Origin of the sequence: uncultured Sphingomonas sp. (genome assembly GCF_913776855.1) — a bacterium.
In the GTDB taxonomy this organism is placed as follows: domain Bacteria; phylum Pseudomonadota; class Alphaproteobacteria; order Sphingomonadales; family Sphingomonadaceae; genus Sphingomonas.
Genome location: NZ_CAJYQD010000040.1, coordinates 24611 through 48001, shown reverse-complemented (window position 1 = coordinate 48001; position 23391 = coordinate 24611). Strand labels below are relative to the sequence as shown.

General features: G+C 67.0%; 19 protein-coding genes and 1 tRNA gene. 9 read left to right on the top strand and 11 right to left on the bottom strand.

Translation table 11 applies throughout. The annotated features are described in order from the left end of the window. Window positions 1–3: 3 nt before the first annotated feature. Window positions 4–753 (bottom strand): queuosine precursor transporter, encoded by a 750-nt coding sequence (locus tag QZ755_RS12920; protein WP_294323460.1) that lies wholly within the window; start codon window positions 751–753, stop codon window positions 4–6. Window positions 754–809: 56 nt separating this feature from the next. Between QZ755_RS12920 and QZ755_RS12915 the strand changes: the two genes are divergently transcribed. Both QZ755_RS12915 and QZ755_RS12910 read left to right on the top strand, forming a co-directional pair. Continuing rightward, window positions 810–886: transfer RNA gene (locus QZ755_RS12915), tRNA-Arg, on the top strand. Window positions 887–1062: 176 nt separating this feature from the next. Next, entirely contained in the window at window positions 1063–3168 is a 2106-nt protein-coding gene (locus QZ755_RS12910) for a TonB-dependent siderophore receptor (protein ID WP_294323458.1), read from the top strand. A gap of 18 nt (window positions 3169–3186) precedes the next feature. Here the strand turns inward: QZ755_RS12910 and QZ755_RS12905 are convergent, their stop codons facing one another. The 3 genes from QZ755_RS12905 to QZ755_RS12895 are packed head-to-tail and all read right to left on the bottom strand — an operon-like array spanning window position 3187 to window position 7565. Next, a complete protein-coding gene (locus QZ755_RS12905; RefSeq protein WP_294323454.1) occupies window positions 3187–3573 on the bottom strand; it encodes a response regulator in 387 nt (128 codons plus the stop codon). Next, complete coding sequence (locus QZ755_RS12900; protein WP_294323451.1) at window positions 3566–7000, bottom strand: CheR family methyltransferase; 3435 nt, start codon at window positions 6998–7000, stop codon at window positions 3566–3568. Before QZ755_RS12900 ends, QZ755_RS12905 begins: the two co-directional genes overlap by 8 nt. Continuing rightward, entirely contained in the window at window positions 6993–7565 is a 573-nt protein-coding gene (locus QZ755_RS12895) for a PAS domain-containing protein (protein WP_294323450.1), read from the bottom strand. Before QZ755_RS12895 ends, QZ755_RS12900 begins: the two co-directional genes overlap by 8 nt. A 309-nt stretch (window positions 7566–7874) precedes the next feature. Here QZ755_RS12895 and QZ755_RS12890 point away from each other — a divergent pair, with 309 nt between their 5' ends. Then, window positions 7875–10508 (top strand): ATP-binding protein, encoded by a 2634-nt coding sequence (locus QZ755_RS12890; protein ID WP_294323448.1) that lies wholly within the window; start codon window positions 7875–7877, stop codon window positions 10506–10508. Here QZ755_RS12890 and QZ755_RS12885 read toward each other — a convergent pair. Further along, window positions 10475–10876, bottom strand: a complete 402-nt coding sequence (locus QZ755_RS12885; protein ID WP_294323446.1) for a YbaN family protein — start codon at window positions 10874–10876, stop codon at window positions 10475–10477. The two genes, QZ755_RS12890 and QZ755_RS12885, sit on opposite strands and share 34 nt — an antisense overlap. Window positions 10877–10961: 85 nt before the next feature. On the opposite strand from QZ755_RS12885, the gene QZ755_RS12880 reads away from it, so the two are divergent. Continuing rightward, entirely contained in the window at window positions 10962–11456 is a 495-nt protein-coding gene (locus QZ755_RS12880) for a GNAT family N-acetyltransferase (protein WP_294323441.1), read from the top strand. Window positions 11457–11458: 2 nt separating this feature from the next. Here QZ755_RS12880 and bla read toward each other — a convergent pair whose 3' ends face one another. Then, window positions 11459–12325: a subclass B3 metallo-beta-lactamase gene (gene bla, locus QZ755_RS12875; RefSeq protein ID WP_294323436.1), complete on the bottom strand. Its 867-nt coding sequence runs from the start codon at window positions 12323–12325 to the stop codon at window positions 11459–11461. Between the two features lie 105 nt (window positions 12326–12430). On the opposite strand from bla, the gene QZ755_RS12870 reads away from it, so the two are divergent. Beyond that, on the top strand, window positions 12431–13321 hold the full coding sequence (locus tag QZ755_RS12870; RefSeq protein WP_294323433.1) for a LysR substrate-binding domain-containing protein: 891 nt from the start codon (window positions 12431–12433) through the stop codon (window positions 13319–13321). A gap of 336 nt (window positions 13322–13657) precedes the next feature. Beyond that, window positions 13658–14257 (top strand): cell wall hydrolase, encoded by a 600-nt coding sequence (locus QZ755_RS12865; protein ID WP_294323429.1) that lies wholly within the window; start codon window positions 13658–13660, stop codon window positions 14255–14257. Between the two features lie 244 nt (window positions 14258–14501). On the opposite strand, the gene QZ755_RS12860 is transcribed toward QZ755_RS12865, so the two are convergent. From QZ755_RS12860 to QZ755_RS12845, 4 genes are read right to left on the bottom strand one after another with little or no spacing between them, the layout of a single operon-like run. Continuing rightward, entirely contained in the window at window positions 14502–14846 is a 345-nt protein-coding gene (locus QZ755_RS12860; protein WP_294323428.1) for a hypothetical protein, read from the bottom strand. 13 nt (window positions 14847–14859) lie between these two features. Then, on the bottom strand, window positions 14860–16266 hold the full coding sequence (locus QZ755_RS12855; protein WP_294323425.1) for an MBOAT family protein: 1407 nt from the start codon (window positions 16264–16266) through the stop codon (window positions 14860–14862). Further along, on the bottom strand, window positions 16267–17538 hold the full coding sequence (locus QZ755_RS12850; RefSeq protein WP_294323422.1) for a GDSL-type esterase/lipase family protein: 1272 nt from the start codon (window positions 17536–17538) through the stop codon (window positions 16267–16269). Further along, window positions 17538–18521 (bottom strand): GDSL-type esterase/lipase family protein, encoded by a 984-nt coding sequence (locus QZ755_RS12845; protein ID WP_294323420.1) that lies wholly within the window; start codon window positions 18519–18521, stop codon window positions 17538–17540. The genes QZ755_RS12850 and QZ755_RS12845 overlap by 1 nt, the downstream gene beginning before the upstream one ends. Before the next feature lie 279 nt (window positions 18522–18800). Here QZ755_RS12845 and QZ755_RS12840 point away from each other — a divergent pair, with 279 nt between their 5' ends. Then, window positions 18801–19337 (top strand): TadE/TadG family type IV pilus assembly protein, encoded by a 537-nt coding sequence (locus QZ755_RS12840; RefSeq protein ID WP_294323418.1) that lies wholly within the window; start codon window positions 18801–18803, stop codon window positions 19335–19337. A 4-nt stretch (window positions 19338–19341) separates the two neighbouring features. Then, window positions 19342–20982, top strand: a complete 1641-nt coding sequence (locus QZ755_RS12835; RefSeq protein WP_294323415.1) for a pilus assembly protein TadG-related protein — start codon at window positions 19342–19344, stop codon at window positions 20980–20982. A gap of 3 nt (window positions 20983–20985) precedes the next feature. Here the strand turns inward: QZ755_RS12835 and QZ755_RS12830 are convergent, their stop codons facing one another. Next, window positions 20986–21849 (bottom strand): PAS domain-containing protein, encoded by an 864-nt coding sequence (locus tag QZ755_RS12830; protein ID WP_294323413.1) that lies wholly within the window; start codon window positions 21847–21849, stop codon window positions 20986–20988. Between the two features lie 260 nt (window positions 21850–22109). Between QZ755_RS12830 and QZ755_RS12825 the strand changes: the two genes are divergently transcribed. Further along, on the top strand, window positions 22110–23342 hold the full coding sequence (locus tag QZ755_RS12825) for an SGNH/GDSL hydrolase family protein (RefSeq protein WP_294323412.1): 1233 nt from the start codon (window positions 22110–22112) through the stop codon (window positions 23340–23342). Window positions 23343–23391: the final 49 nt, after the last annotated feature.

Sequence of the window (23391 nt, the reverse complement as noted above, 5' to 3'; positions counted from 1 at the left end):
CGCTCACCGCGACCGGCGCTCTCCCGCAAAGGGGGACAAGTCGGTCGCGGTGTCGAACACCTCGACGCCCTCGCGCCGCTTCAGCCAGCCGACCACGGCATAGGTGACCGGCGTCAGCACCACTTCCCACGCGACCTTCATCGCCCAGTTGGTGACCATCACCGTCGCGACCTGCCCGGCCGGCCATACATAGAGGAAGGCAAGCGGATAGAAGATCGCGCTGTCGACCGCCTGCCCCACCACCGTCGACCCGATCGTCCGCGTCCACAGTGCGCGCCCCTGTGTCCACAGCTTCATCCGGGCGAGGACATAGGCGTTGACGAACTCCCCGGCCCAAAAGGCGGCGATCGAGGCGAAGACGATCCGCGGCACCTGTCCGAACACCGCTTCATAGGCACCCTGGCCCGTCCAACCGGACGCGGGCGGCATCGCGACAACGGCCCATGCCATGAATGCCATGAACAGCAGCGCCGCGAACCCGACCCAGCTACAGCGCCGCGCCCGGTCATAGCCGTAGACCTCGGTCAGCACGTCGCCCAGCACATAGGACACCGGAAAGAACAGGATGCCTGCGCCGAACACGAACGGCGTGCCGCCAATGTCTAACGCCGCGACCTTCCCCGCGCCGATGATGTTCGACAGCAGCAGGATGGTGACGAACGCGGCCATCACCAGGTCGAAATGGCGAAATCCGCGCGCCGGGATGGCGCCGGCCTCGACACGGTTCAGGACGCGATCGGACGGTTCATGCATGACCGCGTTATGATAGCGGTTCCGCTCCGCCGCAATGCGCGCTAACGAAGCGCCGGGCACCCGTAGCTCAGCTGGATAGAGCAAGGAGCTTCTACCTCCTTGGTCGGGGGTTCGAATCCCTCCGGGTGCGCCATTCCCTCTCGGCTTTTTACAGTTGGTGTCGTGCAGTGTTGGCCGATGGTCGGCCGCTGCTGCTACCAACGCGCACCGCTTTCTGGTGCTGCCCTGCGACATTGGCCCCGGTCCCTGACGGTTGACAGCACCGTCGAACGCCATAAAGGCAATGTTACAACGTAACAGGGAAGTATCGTGTCCAATTCAGTTCGGGTAGCAGCGCTGCTGCTGCCATTCCTCGCCTGTGCCCTCCCCGCCCATGCCCGCACGACCGAAGAACCACCCGCTGGCGAAACCGCAGAGGATAGCGAGGGTGCGAAGGATGAGATCGTCGTGCTGGGCACGCGCCGCGCGGGGCAGGACCGGACGCTGTCGTCCGATGCCGCTACGCAGATCATGTCGCAGTCCAGCCGGTCGATCGAACGCGACATCCTGACCGCAGCGGGCGCCTATCGCCTGTCGGACGCGCTGGAACTGGTCAGCGGGGTCAGCAACCAGAATAATCGTGGCGGGGTGATGGACAATTTCGCCATTCGCGGATTCCTGGGAACGCCCGATGGCGGCGCGGAATATTATGTCGACGGATTTCTGGCCAATCGCGGCATGGCGCCACCGCGCGATCCGGCGACGACCGAGCGGGTGGAACTGTTGAAGGGACCGGCGGGCGCACTGTTCGGGGACATCGATCCGGCGGGGCGGGTCAACCTGGTCAGCAAGACGCCGAGCTTTACCCCCGCCGCCCATGCGACCTTTACCTATGGATCGTTCGATACCCGCCGGGTCGAGGTCGATGCGACCGGGCCGATCAGTGGGACGCTGGCCGCGCGGATCGTGGTCGCTGCCGAGGATTCGAATGGCTGGCGCGACTTCGTGCGGCTGGAGCGGCAGGTGGTGGCGCCGTCGCTGACCTGGCGGCCGTCGGACGCGGTACGGCTGACCTATGTGGGAGAGATCACGCGCTTCGATACGCTGTTCGATCGCGGGATCCCGGCGATCCGGGGGGACGCCAATGCGGTGCGGCGATCCGCCTATTTCGGGGAGCCGAACGACGGGCTGACTCATTTCCGCAACCAGCGCCACCAGTTGACCGGGCTGTTCGACCTCAGCGACGACTGGTCGATCAACGGCGGGGTCGTATGGCGAACCGGCACGCTCAAGGGGCTGTCGTCCGACCAGTCGCGACTGGTCGATAATCGCACGCTGTGGCGCCAGCGCCGCTCGCGCGACTTCGCGGTCGACGACTGGTCGGCCCGCGTCGAACTGTCGGGCCGGATCGGAAACCATCGCCCCAGCTTCGGGATGAAGGGCTATATCCTCGATTATGCCGAACGCTGGATGCGGCGCAATCCGGGCAATCCCGCGACCGGCGGCAATCCCTATGCCATCGACGTCTTCAACCCCGTCTATGGCCAGCGGCCGCCGACGCTGCTGCCGTTCACCAACAATCGTGAGAATCGCTGGTCCGGCACGCTCTATGCGCAGGATTTGTGGGAGGCGACCGATCGGCTGACGCTAGGCGGCGGGGTGCGGTTCGACGCGTATCGGCAACGCATCCAGAACAACCGTACCGGGCAGATCGGCCGCACCGTAGACCAGCCGTTCCATTTCCGGCTGGAGGCGAAATACCAGGCGACCGACAGCATCGCGGTCCACGCCAATTGGGGGGAGAATTTCGTCCTCAATTCCGGCACCGATCGCTTTGGCCAGGGTTTCGCGCCCGAAAGCGGCAAGGGCTATGAGGTCGGCATCGCCGGGCGCTGGCCGGGGGTCGATCTGGCCGCGACATGGTTCGACATCCGCAAGCAGGGTATCCTGACCAACGATCCGGTCGATGCCAATTTTCTCGCTCCCGTAGGCAGCCTGCGCAGCCGCGGGATCGAATTCGACGGATCGCTGCGGATCGCACAGCATTGGCAGGTCGTCGCCAACTATGCCTGGAGCCATGCACGGGTCGACGATTCCGCCTTCCCGACCGATCGCGCGCTGAACGTCCCCGACCATAGCGGCACACTCTTCGCGCTGGGCCGCTTCCTCGATGATGACGGGCGCGGCGTGTCGGTCAGCGCAGGGCTTGGCTATGTCGGGGATCGCGCGGGATCGATCGAGCGCGACTATGTCGTGCTGCCCGCCTATGTGAAGGCGAAGGCGTCGATCGAATATGCACTGTCGCCGCGCCTGACGGTACGGGCGGAAGCGGACAACCTTTTCGACGAACGCTATGCGCAGAGTTCGTACAGCCGGGTGTGGATCTTCCCCGGCCAGCCAAGGATGGTCCGGGTGTCGGTACGGATCGCGTCGTAGGCGCTACGCCGGCGCCGCCTATCCCACCGCCTGCTGTTCGCCGCCATTCAGCGCGGCACAGCGGCGGATGGCATCGGACAAGGCTTCGGGCGCGCTGGGCTTGGGACAGACCATCGCCCGTGGATAACGCTGGCGAAGGTCGGCATCGTCGGCATGGCCCGAATGGAAGATCAGAGGCACGCCGGCGGCATGGAGACGATCCGCCGCCGGGAACACCGTTCCATCCGCCAGCCGCACGTCCAGCACGGCAGCGGCAAACGCCGCCCCGTGGCGTTCGACCGCCTCCTGCGCCTCGACCAGGGTCATGCACGGCCCCTCGACGGCAAAGCCCGCCGCCTCGATCGTCGCCTGCACATCCAATGCGATGAACAGCTCGTCCTCGACGAGCAGAACCGGATCAGTCACGCCGAACGACGCCCGCCGGCAACCGCATTTCCAGCCGGAACCTGCCGTCCGCCGCGATCGCATCCAGTGTACCGCGCAGCTGCCGGACGCTGGTTTCGACCAGCACAGAGCCGAATCCGCGCTTGCCCGGCGCCTGTTCGCCCGTTTCCTTCGCGTCCTCGGTCCATGTCAGTACGATCCCGTCTTCCCCGACCTGCCACTGCACCCGCAGGCCACGTTCCCCATCGCTGCCCAATGCCCCGTATTTTATCGAATTCGTCGCCCATTCATGCAGAATGAGCGCCAGGGGCGACAGACAGCTTCTGTCGAGTGCAACGACCGGACCCTCGATTTCGATCCTTGCATGATCGCGATACGGCGCAAGGGTAGTGGCGACGATGTCGTCCAGCCCCACGGCATGGGGCTGACCCGCCGGGGACGCCAGCGAATGCGCCGATCCCAGCGCCGCGATCCGCCGGCGGATATCGTCGGCAAAGGTGCGCAGGTCGTCGTGCGAACGCGCCGCGATGGTGATCATGCCGGCGATCACCGCGAACAAGTTCTTCACCCGGTGGTTCATTTCGCGCAGCATCAGCTCGCGCGTTTCGGCCAGCGTATATTCGGGAGTGACGTCGATCGATACCCCGACCAGCCGCTGCGGCGTGCTGCCCCCGACGACCCGGCCGAACCCCTTCACCCAGCGGGTCTGGCCGTCGTGGCGGCATACGCGGAACGTCGCCTCGTAATCGCCGCTGCGCTCGATCGCGCGGCGCAGCGCCGCCTCGACCTTTGGCAGGTCCTCCGGATCGATCCGCGCGAGCAGGATATCGATGCCGACGTCGGCATCCGCCGCGACCTCGAACAGCTGCCGCTCCGTCGGGTCGAGGACCAGCTCGCCATTCTCCGGGCAATATTCCCAGACACCGATCCCGGCGGCCTTGATCGCAAGGTCGAGCCGCTCGCGCTCGGCCGCCAGCTGCCGCTCCAGCGCCAGCGCATCGGTAATCTCGGTCAGGACCAGCGTCGCACCGTCGACCTGCCCGGTCTGGGTGCGATAGGGCAGCACCCGGAGCGAATAGATATGCTCGCCATCCGCGGTGCGCACCCGGCGCTGCACCGCGGCGGCGCCCGCCGCGACTGCGCGGGCATCGTCAAGATGTTCCGCGTCCTGCAACCGGTTGGCGACATCGGTCAGCGGGCGACCGCGATCGGTGGCCTTCAACGGAAAAATGCGCGTGGCGGCATCGGTATAGCTGCGCACCTTCAGATCGGCATCCAGCACGACGACCGCGAGTTCGGTCGATTCATAGAAATTGCGCAGGTCGGAATTGGCGACGGTCAGCTGGTCGACCTTGCTCTTCAACTCGTCATTGACGGTCGACAGTTCCTCGTTCGTCGACTGAAGCTCCTCGTTCATCGACATCATTTCTTCGTTGGAGCTTTTCAGCTCCTCGTTCGCCGTCTCCAACTCCTCGATCGCCGAGCGCAGCCGGTGGCGGGTCAGGCGCAGTTCGTCCTCCAGCGCCTCCAGATGGTCGTCGCTGGGTTCGAGGTCCTGCAGCTCGCCCTGGTCCGACGGCACGAACGGCCCGGTATCGCGGAACACGAACAGCAAGGTGCCGTCGCCCAGCGGGTCGCAGATGACCTCGACCGGCTGGGTTCCATAATCGGTTTCCACCGCGACATCGCGGGCGATCACCCGCCGACGTTCGTCGCGCGCCTGTCGCAGCAACGGGCCGACGACGTTGCGCAGCCCCGGCCGCGCAAGGTTCACCGCGCTGCTGCCGCCGGTGCGGGTCACCGGGAATTCGAAATAGCGGCTGAGCTTGCCATAGGCAGAGATGATGCCGCCGTCCTGATCCACGATCAGACTGGGCGGGGCATAGCGTTCGATCACGCGCCGCGTCGCCAGCGCCTCGCTGCCAAGCGAGGTGGCATCGCCCCGCGTGTCGCGTTCGCGCCGGGCAATCGGCTGACGCTGGCTGCCGGGCAGGTCGATCGGATAGCTGGGCGCGCCGGGGCCGCGTTCGAACAGCCGGGCCTGCTGGTCGACCGACTGGAAGAGATGTTCGAACCGCCCGACGCTTTCCGATGGCCCGAGGAACAGGAAACCGCCAGGGCGCAGCGCATAGTGGAACAGCGGCAGGACCGCCTGCTGCAACCGGTCGTCGAAATAGATCAGCAGGTTGCGGCACGACACCAGGTCGATCCGCGAAAAGGGCGGGTCCTTGACGACGCTGTGGCTGGAGAAGCGGATCATGTCGCGGATCGGGGCCGCGATGGTGAAGCGCTCGGCATGGGGCACGGTGTAGCGTTCGAGCAGCGCCGTCGGCACATCGGCCATCGCGGCGGCGGGATAGCTGCCCTCACGCGCGATCGCCAGCATCTGTTCGTCGATGTCGGTCGCAAAAATCTGTACCGCCAGCGGCGATCCCGCCTTGCGAGCAGCCTCGGCGAACAGCATGGCGATGGTATAGGCTTCCTCACCGCTCGAACAGCCGGGGACCCAGACGCGAATGTCCTCGTCCGCCGGACGATCCGCCATCAGCGGTTCGACCACGCGGATGCGCAGCGTTTCGAACGCGTCGGCATCGCGGAAGAAGCGCGTGACGTTGATCAGCAGGTCGCGGAACAGCGCCTCGCATTCGGTCGCGTCGCTGCGGATGCGTGCCAGATAGGCGCGGCCGGTATCGATGCCCAGCACGTGCATCCGCCGTTCGACCCGGCGTACCAGCGTCGATCGCTTATAGCCCGAAAAGTCGTGGCCGATGGCGGTTCGCAGCACGCGGCACATTTCATCGACATGATCCGCGACGACGTTCGCCTCCGGCTCGACCGGATCGGAGCCACGTCGCTGGAAGAATGCCTGCAGGCAGTGGAGGATTTCGCCCGGCGGCTTGACGAAATCGATCATGCCGGTGCCGACCGCCGACAGCGGCATCCCGTCGTAGCGGGCGCTTTCGGGCTGCTGAACAACGCAGACGCCGCCATTTTCCTTGATCGCGAGCAGGCCGGTCGTGCCATCGGCGCCGGTACCCGACAGGATGACGCAGGCGGCGTTCGATTGCTGGTCGCCGGCCAGCGACAGGAAGAAATCGTCGATCGGCCGGCGAAGACCGCGCGGCTGCTGGAAATCGGTCAGCTCCAGCACGCCGTCGCGAATGGCAAGGCCCCGGCCGGGCGGGATGATATAGACGGTATCGGCCTCGATCCGCTCCCCGCCAGAGCTTTGCAGCACCGCCAGCGAGGTATTGCGGTCGAGCAGCTGCGCCAACATGCTTTCATGGTTCGGATCGAGATGCTGGACCACGACGAACGCGAGGCCGGTCGGCCGCTTGGCCGGGGCCAGCATTTCGCGCAGCGCCTCCAGCCCGCCGGCCGAGGCGCCGATACCGACCACCGGCACGCCGGCCGGGACTTCGGGCCGCCTGGTCGCAGCGTCAGACATCGGGCGTCGATTCAAGGTTGGCAAGCATCATCTTGGCCTGCGCCACGATCGCGGCGCTGTTGGCGATAGTCAGCAACGTACCTTCGATCACGATCCCGGCATCGCCCGCGATCGGCACTAGTCGGCCCAGCGTCGCGGCCAGCTGCGCATCATAATCGGCCAGCAGTTCCGGCTGCGACCGGCTGACGTCGAACTGCGATGCAAAGATGTAGCGCGTCCTGCCGTCGATCGTGTTCAGCCGCGACATGTAGAGCAGGTTGACGAACGGCGTCCCGTCTTTCCGGAAATTGACGATCGGCGTCCGCACATTGGGCTGGGTCGGCCGCGCAAGAAATTCGCGCAGCCGGGCGCGGGGTTCGACATTCGCCGCGTCGCGTTGCAGCATCCGGCAATTATGCCCGACGACATCCTCCGGTTCGAATCCGGTCAGGCGGCTGAACGGCGCATTGACCAGGACCAGGTGGTTGTCACCTTCCGCCGACGCCAGCGCGAGCGCGACCCGCGACTGTTCAAAATATTCGACGAGCGCTTTAGGCAGTTCCGACGGCACGCATATTCCGATCAAACAGGAACAGTTCGATTACCCGCAAAGTTCGCGGGATAACAGCCCGCCGCCCGCGATAAGTTGGGACAGGTTCCGGTACATCGCAAGCGCCCTGCCCCGCATCATGGCAGGAGGCGACCAGCGTGGTGGGCACGCTGCCACAACGGCATTTCCGCACAACTCTGGCACCGACCGCGGTCGTCCCGCGTTATCCATGCCCAGCAGTTCCTTCGAAAGGCCGATTGCATTACCATGCCACAACGCTTTTATGGAGAACCGGCACCGGCCGGTCCGTCCCGACGGGCGTTCTTGCAGGATTCATCGCTTCCCATGTCGGACCTACGCATCGTCGAAATCACGCATCAGCCGGACCGGTATGCGTTCCTGGCGGGCGGCGGCGACTGCGCGGCGCTGATCGCGGCACTGGACTGGCGCCGGACGCCGCTGGGGTCGATCGATGGCTGGCCCCAGAGCCTGAAGACTGCCACCGCGCTGATGCTGCGATCGCCAGTGCCAATCGTGATGCTGTGGGGCGTCGATGGGGTCATGCTCTACAACGACGCCTATTCGGCCTTTGCGGGCGGGCGGCACCCGCAACTGCTGGGATCGAAGGTGCGCGAGGGCTGGCCCGAGGTCGCCGCATTCAACGACAACGTGATGCGCGTCGGATTGGCGGGCGGTACGCTGCGCTATCAGGATCAGGAACTGACGCTGTGGCGCCATGGTCAGCCGGATCAGGTGTGGATGGACCTGGACTATTCGCCGGTCCTCGACGAACGCGGCGATCCGGCCGGCATGATCTGCATCCTGGCCGAGACGACCGAGCGGGTGAACAGCGCGCGTAGGACGCAGTTCCTGTTGTCGCTGGCCGATGCGCTGCGCCCGCTTGCCACCCGCAACGACATCATGACGCTGGCCGCCGAGCGGCTGGGGCGGTGGCTGAACGCGAACCGCGTCTTCTATGCCGAGATCAGCAGCGACCTGTTGATGACGGTCGACTGCGATTATTGCCAGGGGGTGCAGTCGCTGGCAGGCGCGCATTCGCTGGCGTCGTTCGGGCCGGGATTGCTGGATGCGTACCGGTGTGGCGCGCCGCTGGTCGTTACCGACGTGCCGGGCAATCCGCAGTTGAGCGAGGTCGCGCGCGCCGGCCTGGCCGAACGGCGGGTGGGCGCGTTCATCGACGTGCTGTTGTTCGACGAAACCGAATGGGTCGGTGTGCTGGCCGTCCAGTCGGCGACGCCCCGCGCCTGGACCGCCGCCGAGCAACGCCTGGTCCAGGAAGTCGGCGAGCGGGTCAAGAGCGCGGTCGAGCGGGCACGCGCCGAGGAGGAACTGCGCCAGCTGAACGAAACGCTCGAAGAGCAGGTCGCGGTTCGCTCGGCCGAGCGCGACCGGCTGTGGACCCTGTCGCAGGACATGCTCGCCCGCGCCGGCTATGACGGGATGATGTCAGCGGTCAGCCCGGCATGGTCGCGGGTACTCGGCTGGAGCGAGACCGAACTGCTGTCGCGCGGCTATGCCCGCTTCATGCATCCCGACGACGTACCGCACACCTCGGCCGCGATCGCGCAGATGGCCGCGACCCGCCGCCCGACCCGGTTCGAAAACCGGATCGCGACGCAGGCGGGCGGATGGAAGCATATCGAATGGACCCTCGCGCCCGAAGCGGACGGGGCGAATTTCGTCGCGGTCGGCCGCGACCTGACCGATGCGAAGGAACGTGAGGCCGATCTGGAGATCGCCCGCGACGCGCTGCGCCAGAGCCAGAAGATGGAAGCGATGGGCAGCCTGACCGGCGGCGTCGCGCATGATTTCAACAATTTGCTGACCCCGATCATCGGGTCGCTGGACATGCTGGTGCGCAAGGGCGTCGGCACCGACCGCGAGCGCCGGTTGATCGAAGGGGCGCTGCAATCGGCCGAACGCGCCAAAATGCTGGTGCAGCGGCTGCTCGCCTTCGCCCGTCGCCAGCCGTTGCAACCGACCGGGGTCGATGTGGCAAAGGTCATCGACAACATGACCGGGCTGATCGAAACCACGGTCGGCCCGACCATCGCCATCGCGCTCGAGCTGGACGACCTGCCGCCGGCCCATGCCGATCTCAACCAGCTGGAGATGGCGCTGTTGAACCTGGCGGTGAATGCGCGCGACGCGATGCCCGAGGGCGGCACGCTGACCATCGCCGCCTGCCGCCGCAGCGTCCGCAGCGGCGACGTGCCGGGGCTGTCGCGCGGTCATTATATCCGGCTGAGCGTCAGCGACACCGGCTGCGGCATGGACGAGGCCACGCTGCAGCGCGCGATCGAACCGTTTTTTTCGACCAAGGGCGTCGGCAAGGGCACGGGCCTCGGCCTATCGATGGTCCATGGGCTGACCGCGCAATTGGGCGGCGGGCTGACCATCGAGAGCAGGCCGGGGAGCGGCACCAGCATCTGCCTGTGGCTGCCGGTCAGCGCGATCGCGCCGTGCGAGGAGGACCGCCCGACGGACGGCCAGCCGCCGCTCCCGACCCGGCTGGTCACCGCGCTGCTGATCGATGACGAAGACGTGGTGCGGATGAGTACCGCGCACATGCTGGCCGACCTCGGCTATAGCGTGGTCGAGGCGGCATCGGCGGAGGACGCATTGCACCTGATCGATGCCGGCCTTGCCCCCGATGTGCTGATTACCGATCACCTGATGCCGGGGATGAGCGGCGCCGACCTGGCCCGCCGGCTGCGGCAGAGCCATCCCGCGCTGCCGGTACTGATCGTGTCGGGCTATGCCGATGCGGGCGGGATCGATGCCGATATTCCCCGGCTGACCAAGCCGTTCCGCAATGCCGAACTGGAACTCAGCCTGCATACGCTGGTCGCGCCGGTATTGTCGCTCGATCCGGTCAAGGAGCCGGAGCCGATCGGAACGGGGACGGTCGCGGGTTTGCCCCGTCAAGCGGTCGGCGCAGGCCGGGTCACGATATAGGCGGCACATGCGGCCATGATGCCCGCAACGATCAGCGCGAGGGCGAAGCCGGGCCGCGCGCCGAACAGGAACATGGCATAGCCGACCGCGATCCCGGCACACGCCATCCCCTTGGCCCGCCGGCCGATCGCGCCATCGCGACGCCATGCGGTCAGGGTCGGTCCGAAGCGGGGATGGTCGAGCAGCCAGCGCTCCCATCGGGGCGATCCCCTCGCAAAGCAGCCAGCCGCCAGGATCAGGAAGATCGTGGTCGGCATGACCGGTAGCAGCGCGCCGATGATGCCCAGCCCCACGAACAGCCAGCCGAGCGCGATCCAGCCCCACCGGAACAAGCGGCTGCGCGGCGGAAGGGGCGGGTGCGACGGCATCGCCGACACCCTATCGCGCGCCGGGACTAACCGATACCATCTTCGGGGTCGCGAAGCGTTATCGTCGCAAAGGAAAGATACCACCATGACCGACCTGCTCGTCCGCCTTTACGACCTGCCGACGGTTGCGCCACGCCCGGCGGTGGCGGAGCGCGGCATCGTCATCCGGCGGGCGATGGCGGCGGAGCGGCATGTCGTTCTGGCGTGGATCGTCGCGCAGTTCGGCCCGGCATGGCGCAGCGAGGCCGCCCGCGCCTTCACCCGCCCGGTCACGACCCTGTGGATCGCGGTCAAGGATCAGGCGGTGATCGGCTTTGCCTGCTATGACTGCACGATGCGCGGCTTTTTCGGGCCGACCGGCGTCGACCCCGCCGCGCGCGGGCTGGGCGTGGGGGAAGCGCTACTGTTCGCGACGCTCCATGACATGCGTGCCATGGAATATGGCTATGCGATCATCGGCGGCGTCGGGCCGGAAGCCTTTTACCGCCGATCGCTGGACGTGATCGCCATCCCCGGATCGGACACCGGCATCTATGGCGGGATGCTGCATTCACCGGGGGACGGGCCGCCCGACCCCTGACCCTATCGCGCCGATCGCCGTGCCTTTGCCAGTTCCGTTTCGAACGCGGCGCGTTGTTCGGCGACCATGCGCGGCAGCAGCTGCGGATCGAAAAAGGCGTCGGCCTGCCCCGCGCTGCGACGCTTGCCCCGCTCGATCACGTCGGCGGCCTCCGGATGGCCGGGCAGGACGATGTCCGCCCGCATCGTTGCCAGCCGGGCGAAGGTCCTGCGGAAATCGGCGACGATCCCCGGATAGCCGCGATTGCCGACCAGGCGGTTGCCCGCGACCGTGATGCTGCACGGGAACAGCACCCGGCGCGGTTTGCCCGCGTCGCGCACGACCATCGACCAGCTGGTGCAGCCCGGCGTATGGCCCGGTGTCAGATGGGCGGTGAGTGCAACGTCGCCCAGTCGCACGACCTGGCCATCGCGGATCACCCCATCGACCTTGACCGCCGGATAGCGGCGCACGCCATAGTTGGTGTCGCCCCGGCTGGTGCCGTGTTCCAGCGCCCAGCGATCCCCCGCGCTGGCAAGGAAGCGTGCGCCGGTGTCCCGCTTGATCCGGGCGATGCCACCGACGTGATCGTCATGCGCATGGTTGCTGACGATCAGCTTTACCCGATCGAGCGGCACCCCGACCCGCCGGATATTGCGTTCGATCGACGCGACGTTGCGATCCATCGGCCCGTCAAGCAGGATCGCGCCGTCGCGCGACACGATCAGATAGGCGGCAAGCCCCCTCGTCCCGACATAATAAAGGTTGTCGGCGATCCGGAACGGTTCGGTCGGCGTGGTCCATTCGGGCGGGTCTGCCGCCAGCGCCGGTCCCGTCGCCAACAACGCGGCCAGCGCCAGCCCTTCCCGGATCAGGGTATGAATTTTCATGTTGGCGTCCCTTCGTCATGCAATGTCGGCATGGGAATTGACGGCAAATCGCTCGGCGGACAAAGGATCATATCTCGGTTCGATCCTTAGGAAATCTCAGACTCCATGGCGCGCGCTCCGGTCCCCCTCAATGCCCTGCGCGCGTTCGAGGCATCGGCGCGCCACCTGTCCTTTACCCGTGCCGCCGACGAGCTGTGCGTGACCCAGGCCGCCGTCAGCCACCAGATCAAGGCGCTGGAGGCGCGCCTTGGCGTCACGCTGTTCCGGCGATCCAATCGCGGACTGCTGCTGACCGACGAAGGGATGGCACTGGCGCCGACGCTGGTCGCATCGTTCGGGGCGATCGACCGGCTGTTCGACCGGTTCGACAGCGGCGGCGTGCGCGAGGTGTTGACGGTCAGCGCAGTCGGCACGTTCGCGGTCGGGGCGCTGCTCGAACGGCTGCCGGCGTTTCGGGCCGCCTGTCCGGGCATAGACCTGCGGCTGCTGACCAACAACAACCAGGTCGATCTGGTCGCCGAAGGGCTGGATTGCGCGATCCGCTTCGGCGACGGCGCATGGCATGGCGTGGTGGCGGATGCGATCTGCCCCGCGCCGCTGACGCCGCTCTGCTCGCCCGCCGTGGCGCAGACGTTGCGCGGCCCAACCGACCTGCTGCGGACCACCCTGCTGCGGTCCTATCGCGCGCAGGACTGGCCGGCATGGTTCGCGGCGGCCGGACTGGAGGTCGGCGCGCTGCATGGGCCGTTGTTCGATTCGTCGCTGGTGATGGTGCAGGCGGCGATGCTGGGCGAAGGGGTCGCGCTCGCCCCGCCGGCGATGTTTCGGCGCGAACTGGACAGTGGACGGATCGTGCGCCCCTTCGGGATTGAGGCGGCGACCGATCGTTATTGGCTGACGCGCCTCAAATCACGGCCGCCGGGGCGGGCGATGGCGGAATTTCGACGCTGGTTGCTCGACAGTTTTGACGAGGAGCGCGGCGAACAGGCGCAATAGTCCGAACGAGTCGTGACCGGACGATCCTAGAGACGGTTCGCGACAAAGCCGCGACAAGAACATGGTTTCTGTCCGTTTACAGTCGATCCATTTGTCGTTTCGGACGTGGTTTGATCGGATGGAACCAACGGTTCGTCGCCGATGAACGGTGGTTGCGTTGACAGTTTGCCGCGCCGGGACGAAGGGAAATCGCAGTTTCAGCCGGTCCGGCCATCCGCCCTCTACCAAGAAGCGGAAGTTGGACGGCGAGACGTGGGGGTTCCCGACGGCCGCTTCCTTTTGTCCGCGTTTCCGCGGCCGATGGCGGGCACCCTTGCGCACAAGCGATGAGTGGGAATGAACAAGCGTTGGTCCGTATTGGTGTTGTGGAGCCTGACCGCGGCAAGTGGCGTAGCGAGCGCCCATGTCGCGATGAACACGGATCCCGAACTCCCGGTCGTACAGCAACCGGCACCGATCGCCCCCGCTTCCACCCCCGTTACCTTTGCAGCGCCGACCCCGGTGGTGCAGCCCCTCCCCACCGAAACCGCCGCCCCTGAGGCAGCGCCGAGCGACGCCGCCGACGCGGACGTCGCCAATCTCGACAAATCCGAAGTCGAATGCGTCGCGAAGGTCGTCGTGCATGAAGCCGGCAACCAGCCGCACAAAGGCCAGCAGGCCGTGGCCCAGGTCATCCGCGCCCGCATGAAGAGCGGTCGCTTCGCCAGCAGCGCCTGTGGCGTGGTCAAGCAGCGCGGCCAGTTCTTCAACGTCGATGCCTATGATCCCCCGCGCAACAATGGCCGCTGGAACACCGCCGTCGAGATCGCCAAGCGCACGCTGAGCGGCAAGGACGAGGATGTCGCACCGGGCGCGCTGTTCTTTCATTCCGCCGGCGCATCGTTCCCGAAGCGCACCCGCGTCGCGCAGATCGCCGACCACACCTTCTACCGCTGAACCGCTCCTGCTTGTGGCAGGAACCCCGCAACGCCCGCGCCGAGCCATGCTCGCGCGGGCGTTGCCGTTTGTGGATCACCCTTCACACGCTCTCCGTTCGGTTCGAGCAGCTTCGAGCTTGTCGAGAAGCGGCAGTCGAGAACCTGGTCGTTTGGGGCACCCCCTTCTCGACTTCGGTTCTCGACAAGCTCGAACCTGCGCTCGAAGCGAACGGAGTGGGAGTGGGAGTGGGAGAAATAGACGGCTACTGCGCGCCGTCCTCACCCGGCTGCTCGCTCCCGAACCGCGCGGCCTGCGCCTTTTCCCACCGGCTCCGCACCGCCGCGCGCGGCGTATCAAGGCCCAGCCGGGCGGTCGTAGCGGCCCAGGCGGCGATCGGTGCGCGCAACGGTTCGGTATAGGGCGACGGCGGCAGTTCGTCGAACCACGCTGCGATCGCATGGGCGTTGAACAGACCCAGCAACAGCGTCGCGGTGGCGATGATCGTCGTCATCCACGCAAAGGGCCGCACGCTGTCGATCGGGTCGGGGGCGACCTGCACCGGCGATCCGACCTCGACGATCTCCCCCTGTTCGGCACCTGTGGTCATGTGCGGCTCCGGCTCAGAACTGGTAGTAGATGAACGGCGCGACCCCTTCGGGCCGCATCGCGTCGACGATCAGGATCAGCACGCCCAGCGACAGGCCGATGACCGGCGCGGCATGATGGCGCACCCGCGCCGCCGACCGCTGGAGAATGCCGGCCGGCACCGCGTGGATGGCAAGCCCGATGACGACCAGCGCCAGCGACAGCGGCGTCACCAGCGTATTGCGCCAGTCACCGGCGAACAGCTGCCCCAGATAGGCGAATGCTTCCCCCTCGCCCTGCGCACGGAAGAAAATCCAGCCCAGCACGACGATGTGGAAGGTCAGCAGGATACCGGCCCAGCGCGGCGCCTTGGGCAGACCGGCGGGGCGATGCCGCGCCCAGAACCGCTCGATCGCCAGCCAGCCGCCATGCAGCGCGCCCCAGATGACGAACGCCCAGCTGGCACCATGCCACAACCCGCCCAGCAGCATCGTCAGGAACAGGTTGATATAGGTGCGCACTGGCCCCTTCCGGCTGCCGCCCAGCGGAATGTAGAGATAGTCGCGCAGCCAGCTCGACAGGCTGATATGCCAACGCCGCCAGAAATCCTGGAGCGACGCGGCGCGATAGGGCTGGTCGAAATTGCGCGGAAACGTGTAGCCGAGCAGCGCCGCCAGCCCGATCGCCATGTCGGAATAGGCGGAAAAGTCGCAGTAGATCTGCACCGCATAGCCATAGGCGCCGATCAGCAGGTCGAAGCTCGATCGACTGGTCGGGTCGAAGAACGCCGGATCGACCAGCGCTCCGGCCAGCTGCGACGCGATCACCGCCTTCTTGAACAGACCCCAGAGGATCAGCAGGAGCGCAGCGGCAACCGTCCCGCGATCGATCGTCGGCACGCGACGGAACTGCGGCAGCAGGTCCGCGCCGCGCACGATCGGCCCCGCAACCAGATGCGGGAAGAACGACATCAGCAGCGTCAGGTCGAGCAGGTTCGCCGCCGGGATGCGCCGGCGATGGACGTCGACCAGATAGGAAATCGCCTGAAAGGTGAAGAACGACACGCCGACCGGCAACACTACCTGCAACAGCGGCAGGTCGCGGCCGAAGCCAAGCGGGGTCAGCAAGGCGGTTAGTTGTTCGAGGAAGAAGCCGGCATATTTGAAATAACCCAGCACTCCCAGATTGGCGACCACGCCGACCGTAACCAGCGCGCGCCCGGTGCGATCGTCATCGCTGCGAACGATCGCCTGCGCCAGCGCCCAGTTGACGAAGGCGGAGACGAACAGGAGCGCGACGAACCGCGCGTCCCATGCACCGTAGAAGAACCAGCTGGCCAGCAGCAGCGCGATCTTGCGCCATTCGTTCGAGCGCCCCAGCGACCAGGCAACACCATAGACGACAAGGAAGAACAGCCCGAAGCTGAGCGTAGGGAACAGCATTTAGCGAACCGTCGTCGGATAGGCAGGGGTCGACCAGCCGGGTTCCCCGGCCGAGCTGACGATCCGGGTCATCGCCGCGTCCAGGTCGGCCTGCAGCAGCCGCGCGATTTCCGCCCCGCCGCGACTGGTGAAATGCACATGGTCGCCGCGCATCAGCGGGCTTGCCCCTTGCGTCCATCCATCGGCGACGCAGCGGCCGCCCATACGCTGCGCCCAGTCCCAATAGGCGATACCGAACGCCCTGGCCTGTCGCCGCTGGATCGCCTGTACCGACGACAGTGCGGCGGTCGGACGCCATTCGCCATTGCCGCTGCACGGGCTGCTCGTGCCGCTCTCGCCGGTTTGCAGGCCGGGCAGCTTCGTCGCGGAATCGGGCGCGCCGATCAACAGCATGGGCACGCCGGGCGACAATCGCCGCAGCCGCGTCAGGTCCGAACGCAACGATGCCTCATAGGCGCTGGCCGAAAAGCCGGGTCGGAACGCTTCGTTCGTACCAAAGGCGATAACGATCAGGTCGGGGCGATAGGCGCCGAGTTCGGTCGCGACGACGCGATCGTCGGTCCGCCCGAAATGCGTGAACTGCGCGCCGACCGTCCCCAGGTTCGACAGGATCACCCCGCCGCCCATCCGCCGTTCGGTACTCCACGACGTGACCGTCACCGGTCCGCCGATGACGGTCGCCGACGCGATCGTCGCCTCACCATTGCCATCCAGCGTGCGGCAGCGGCTGCCGGGCTCCGCTCCCACCAGCGGCCACGATACGACGGCCGCCCCGAGGCTCAGCTGCAACGTGCCCTGCCCCGGCCCGCTGAGCGCACAGACGGTCAGTCGGTCGAAGTTGCGACCGTTATCCGCGCTGAGCGTCACGGTCGCGCCGGGTTGTGCTGTGGTCAGACTATAGCCGCTCAACCCCAGCCGGACATTGCTGGTCGGCGACCAAGCCGCGCCGAAGATGCCGTTGACGCTCCAGCCAATCGATTGGCCCGCGGTGATGTCACGGGTCAGATAGCCGGCATAGGGCCGACCGGGGGGCAAGGCGCCGCGCCCCGCCCGGCCATAGCGGGTCTGCAGGATCGTGCGCCAGCTGCCGGTGATCTGGTCGCCGGCGGTGTGGCTGTCGCCAATCTGGAGGATGCGGACCGGTTCGGGTGCGCTGCGCGCCGTCGACAGTTTTTCAAGGAACGGGCGGAGCCGTTCCGCATCGCACAGGCCACCGATGCATCCCTCGGCGGTCGCCGCCTGCGCCAGTGCGATAGCGAACAGCGCCGACATCAGCGCGCTGCCTCGGTCGGGGTCGGGGTCGGTAGCGGCCGCCCCGCTTCACGGCGGGTGCGATCGGCATAGCGGCGCAGGTCGGTGGCGACGCTGCTGGTCAGGCGCTGGTATCCGACACCGATCATATGCAACCCGTCACCGGTACGCATCAGCATCGGCTTGCCCGTCTTCAGGTCGGGCAGATAGGCGTTGTACTTCCCCTCCGCGTCCAACGTCAGCGGCCGGGAATCGAGGAACGGCACGCCAAGGCGCCGCATGTGATCGGCGTAGAACGCATCCATCGCCTGCATCTCGACGTCGAGCTTGGGATCGCGCATCACCGGCAGGCCGACCCAATAGACGACCGCACCGGTCGAGCGCACCGCCGCGACGAATGCGTCGATGCGGTCGCCGATCACCTGCTTCCAGCCGTCGCTCATCAACGGATGGAGATGACCATCGGCAAACACCGCCTGCGCATCGTTCGCACCGAAGCTGATGACGGCCGCATCGACCGGCTGCGTCGCTAGCTGTTCGCGGGCGCGCTTTTCGAGGTCGAGGACACGGTAGCGGGTGAAGCCGGTCGCTTCCTTGGCAAACTTCAGCACCTCGAACCCGTCATCCTTCGGCAGCTGTCGATACAGCGCGTCCCAGATGCCGTTGCCAAAGCTGTCGCCGAACACGCCGACGCGCAGCACGCCGTCGCGCTTCATGCGGGCGACGACCTGCGGGTCGATCGGCCCGTCGACGGTGCGCGCGGCGACCGCCGGTACGGTGGTGGGCGTTGCCGGTGCGGCATCGGTTCCGGTCGAAGAAGCGCCGGGCGCGACCGGCGGCACGGGCGAGGCGGCCGGCGCCGGCGATCCCGGCAGGGCGATCCGGCCATCGCCGGCAAAGGACAGGCCGACGACGAACCCGGCGATCAGGCCGAGGACCAGCACCGCCATCCGGTCCCCCAGCCACCACAGCCTGGATTCCGTCGCTCGATTGGCAGCAGTCACGTATCGATACCCGTTCACATCTGGCAGAGCCCGCATCGACGCGGGCGGATCGTCGTTGCGGGTAACTGTTCGCGCGAACCTCGGCAAGACGCCGGGCGGGGTGCGCGCGCCATAATGCCGCGTCGCCATGACGGGCTGCGCGCGTCCGGCCGGTCCCATCGGGGAAAGCATCGCGCGAGCTGCCGGATACTTTACGCAAAATGCGATTTATCGCAGGCGGTTATCCGCAACCACCCGGTCACCGCCCCGCGCTATCGTGGCGTTCGGGAGGAGTGCAGTATGATCGCCAGGGTCTGCTACCGCGTATCGGGTAACAGCGTCGCCCCGCCCGGCCGCGGGATCGGCACCGCACGGGACCGTGGCCATGCCATGCCATTGGCCAGGTTACGCAAATTCCGCATCGGCCGGCACCTGCGCCGGGTGGCGGCGGACCGGCGCGGGGCGGCGGTGATCGAACTGGCGCTGGCATTGCCGATCCTCACCGTCTTCCTGTTCGGGATCGTCAGCGGCGGCAGCTGGCTGGCGATGTCCCACATCGTGCAGGAGAGCGCGAACGAAGGCGCGCGCGCCGCGCTGGTCGGGATCACCCCCTCGGAACGCGCGACGCTGGCCAGTCAGGGGGCGTTGCAGACGCTCGCGCGCAGCTATGGCATCCGCAGCGAGGACATATCGCTCAAGGTCGACGATGACGGTCGCCAGCTGACGGTGAAGGTCACCTATGACGGGTCTGCCAACCCGCTGCTGAAACTGCCGATCATGCCCGCCGCGACGACCGTGATCCAGCGGCAGGCCAGCGTCGTGCTGGCGGGGTTCTAGCGCGATGTTCGGGCGGAGGATACTAAGGCTGGCGGCGCGGCGCGACGGCAATGTCGCGATGATCCTGGCGGGTGGCCTGGCGATGCTGACCGGTACGGCGGTATTGGGCGTCGATACCGCGACACTATACCTGGAAAAGCGACGCTTGCAGGGTGCGGCCGATGCGGCAGCGCTGGCGGCGGCGGCCGATCTCGACAATGCGACCGCGCGGGCGCAGGCGGCGGTGACGCTGTCGCCGGACAATGCGACCCGGCTGGTGACGATGACGCCCGGCCGCTTCACCCGCGATCCCCGGTTGTCGGTGGATGCCCGGTTCCTGGCGAACGGCACGCCGGGCAATGCGGCGCAGGTCGCGCTGGAAAGCAGGGTGCAGCCGGTCTTTGCCCAGGTCTTCGGCTATCGCGACGTCATGATCGGCGCGCGGGCAACGGCGGCGCGGATCGACCTGGCCGGCTTCTCGATCGGGACGCGACTGGCATCGGTGCAGGGCGGCCTGCCCGGCGCCTTGCTGTCGCAGCTTGCGGGCAGCGAATTGTCGCTGTCGGTGATGGATTACAACGCGCTGGTGTCGGGACAGGTCGACCTGTTGAAGACCGCCGAGCTGCTGCGCAGCGGTGCCGGCGTGCAGGTCGCGAGTTTCGACGAACTGCTGGCGACCGACATCACCCTGCCCAGATTGGTGACGGCGATGGCGGGGGCGACGACCAGCAGCACCGCCGCGCAGGTACTGCGATCGGTCGCAGCGAAGCTGCCCAACCGAAATGTCCGGCTGGACACGATCATCGACCTTGGCCCGCTGGGCGGGCGCAGCGTTGCCGACCCGTTGCGCCCGGTGCAGACCGACGCCTATGCGTTCCTGCGCGAGGCGCTGCAAATCTCCAGCGGCACGCGACAGGTGCAGAGCGAGATCAACCTGGGCATCCCCGGCATCGGTCAGACCCGGCTGTGGCTGCAGATCGGCGAGCGTCCGGCGAACAGCCGCTGGCTGTCGATTGGCGAGGCCGGGCAGACCGTGGTGCGCAGTGCGCAGACCCGGCTGTGGATCGACATCGCGCTGCTGAACGCGCCGCTCAGCCTGGGATCGGTACGCGTGCCGATCTATGTCGAGCTGGCGGAGGCGGAGGCGCGGCTGGCGCAGATCGGGTGTCGCGGCGGGCCGGGCAATGCCACCGTCGCGCTGGACGTCACGCCATCGGTCGGGCGCGCGGCGATCGCCGATCTCGATCCCGCCCAGCTGCCGGATTTCCAGCAGCCGGTGACGCTGCGCGCGGCGCGACTGGTATCGCTGCCGCTGGTATCGCTGACCGGTCTGGCGAACGTGCAGCTGGGCGGGGTCCATGCGCAGCGGGTGAACTTCACAGCCGCGGAAATCGACGGCAATGTCATGAAATCGGTATGGACCAACGACATCGCCGCTGGCGTGGCCAGCAGCCTGCTGCGCAATGTCGACATTCGCGCCAATGTGCTGGGCCTGGGGCTGTCGACCGGGCTGCTGACCAATACGCTGGGCAACACGTTGAGCGCGGTGGCGCCGGCGCTGGACCTCGTCGTGGGACAGGTCGGCGCGCTCGCCGGGGTACATGTCGGACAGGCCGATGTGCGGGTCGACGGCGTGCGGTGCGGCACGCCGGTCCTGGTCGGCTGACCCTTAACGCCGGGTCAGCAGGACGATCGCCCCTTCGTTGCCATAGATGCCGCGCAGTTCGGCGATGGTGACGCGCACTGCAATCGCGGCACCGTCGTTCGACAGCAGCGCGCTGTCGATCGTACGGGCGCCCTCGCCGCTCAACACCTGGTCCAGCGCCTCGCGGAACGCGACCCGGTGCGCGACGGGCACGAGGTCGGCCATCGCGACATGGTGCAGCCGCTCCTCCGACAGGCGGACCATGTCGCAAAAGGTCGGCTCCACCCGGTCGATATGGCCGCGCGTGTTGAGGCAGACATAGCCGATGCCGTCATGCACGGCGATCGCCTCTCGCAGCGACTGGCGCATGTCGGCCAGGCGATGGCGCTTCATATCCTCGGTAATGTCATGGACCAGGATCGTGACGTGGCTGACGAACGGGTGGATGTCGACCCGGATCCAGTTGTCGCGGCGGAACAGCGAGGGCATCTCGGCCGAACTGGGTTCCCGGCTGGCGACGGCGCGGCGGGCATAGGTTTCGACCAGCGACCCCCGCAGGGCCGGGATCGTCTCGAAGATGCGTTGCCCGACCAGTTCCCCCTCTTGCCGGTCGAGCTGCGCATGGGCCACATGGTTGGCGGCAAGCACCCGCAGGTCATAGTCGATCAGCACCACGCCGATGGTCAGGCAATTGGCAAAGTCCTGCAGGCTGGGCGTCGCCGACACCGGATCGATCCGCCCCTCGGCATCGCCGTCCTTCAGGGCGTTGTAATGGCGCACGGTCGTCAGGACATGGGTGGCACGGCCGTGATGCGTGACGAAGATCGCCTCGTCATCCTGCATCTGGCGCAGCTGGCCGAACCGTCGGGCAAAATCCGCCGACGACACGGTCGGTTGATCGGATTCGTTCCGCATGATCACGTCGCCGCCATGACCGGGCATAAGCTGATCTCCCCATTTACGTACTATACACACCATTCCCTGATCGTCGGCATTCAACGCAACGAACGCGCCAGCCAAACAGTATAACTGGATTCATAGCGGATCGGTTTCGCACGTTACAATTGGAACAACGCCGAAACTCGAAGTTATACACTTGTGACGACACGATCGGGCCGGTAGCCTGCACTTGGGTGCGGGGAAAACGATTGCGTATATTTTCGACCATTGCGGGCTTGGCATTGCTTGGGCTGTCCGCTGCTGCCGTGCCTGCGGACAAGGCGCCATGGATTGCGAGCTGGACGACGTCGCCGATCCGGTCGAGCGCCGAGCAGCGCCTGCCCCAGGGGGAACCGGGCGATGTGACGGTTCGGCAGGTCGTTCGGCTGACGCTGGGCGGCGGGGCGGTGCGGGTGCGCTTCACCAATCGGTTCGGGACGACGCCGCTGACGATCGCCGGTGCGCATGTCGCGGTCGCCACCGGCCCCGCCGCTGCCACGATCGACGGCGCCAGCGACCGTGCGCTGACCTTTGGCGGCGACGCCGGGGTGGAGATTCCCGCCGGTGCGGATTTCTGGTCCGATCCGGTGCAGTTTGTCGCCAAGCCCTTGTCCGACCTCGCGATCACCACGCTCTTTTCCGCCCTGCCCGACCAGCAGACCGGGCATCCGGGCGCTCGGACGCGCAGCTGGACCATCGCGGGCGACCGGCTGTCCGAGGCGGAATTTGCGGATGCGAAGCCGGTGGAACGCTGGTTCCAGATCGCGGCGGTGGAGGTCACCGCCACCCCCGCGGCGCGCGCCATCGTCGCATTGGGCGATTCGATCACCGATGGCTATGGCGTGACCGGCGGACAGCATCTGCGCTGGACCGATGGCCTCGCCCGCCGCCTGTCCGCCACGCCCCGTACGCGCGGGGTCGCGGTGCTGAACCATGGGATCGGCGGCAACTGCCTGCTGGCCGAATGCAGCGGCCCCAACGCGCTCGCCCGGTTCGACAGCGACGTCGCGAGCCAGCCGGGTGCGGGCTATGTCATCCTGCTCGAAGGGGTCAACGATCTTGGCCGGCTGGGGCGTGACCGGGTGGCAAGCCCCGCCGAACGCCGCGCGCAGGTGCAACAGATGATCGCCGGGTATCGCCAGATCGTGGCGCGGGCGCGGGCGCTGAAGTTGACGGTGATCGGCGGCACGATCACCCCGTTCGTCGGCAACGACTATTACCATCCCGACGCCGCTGCCGAAGCCGCGCGCCAGGCGATCAACAGCTGGATCCGCACGCCGGGCCATTTCGATGCAGTAATCGATTTCGATGCGGTGTTGCGCGACCCGGCTCGGCCCGACCGGATGCTTGCGGCCTATGATTCCGGCGATCACCTCCACCCATCGATGGCGGGCTATCGCGCGATGGCCGATGCGGTGCCGCTGGCGTTGTTCGCACGCTGACGCCTTGGCCGGGGGGCAGGCGCTCCCCATGTGGCGCGGGTCCTGACAT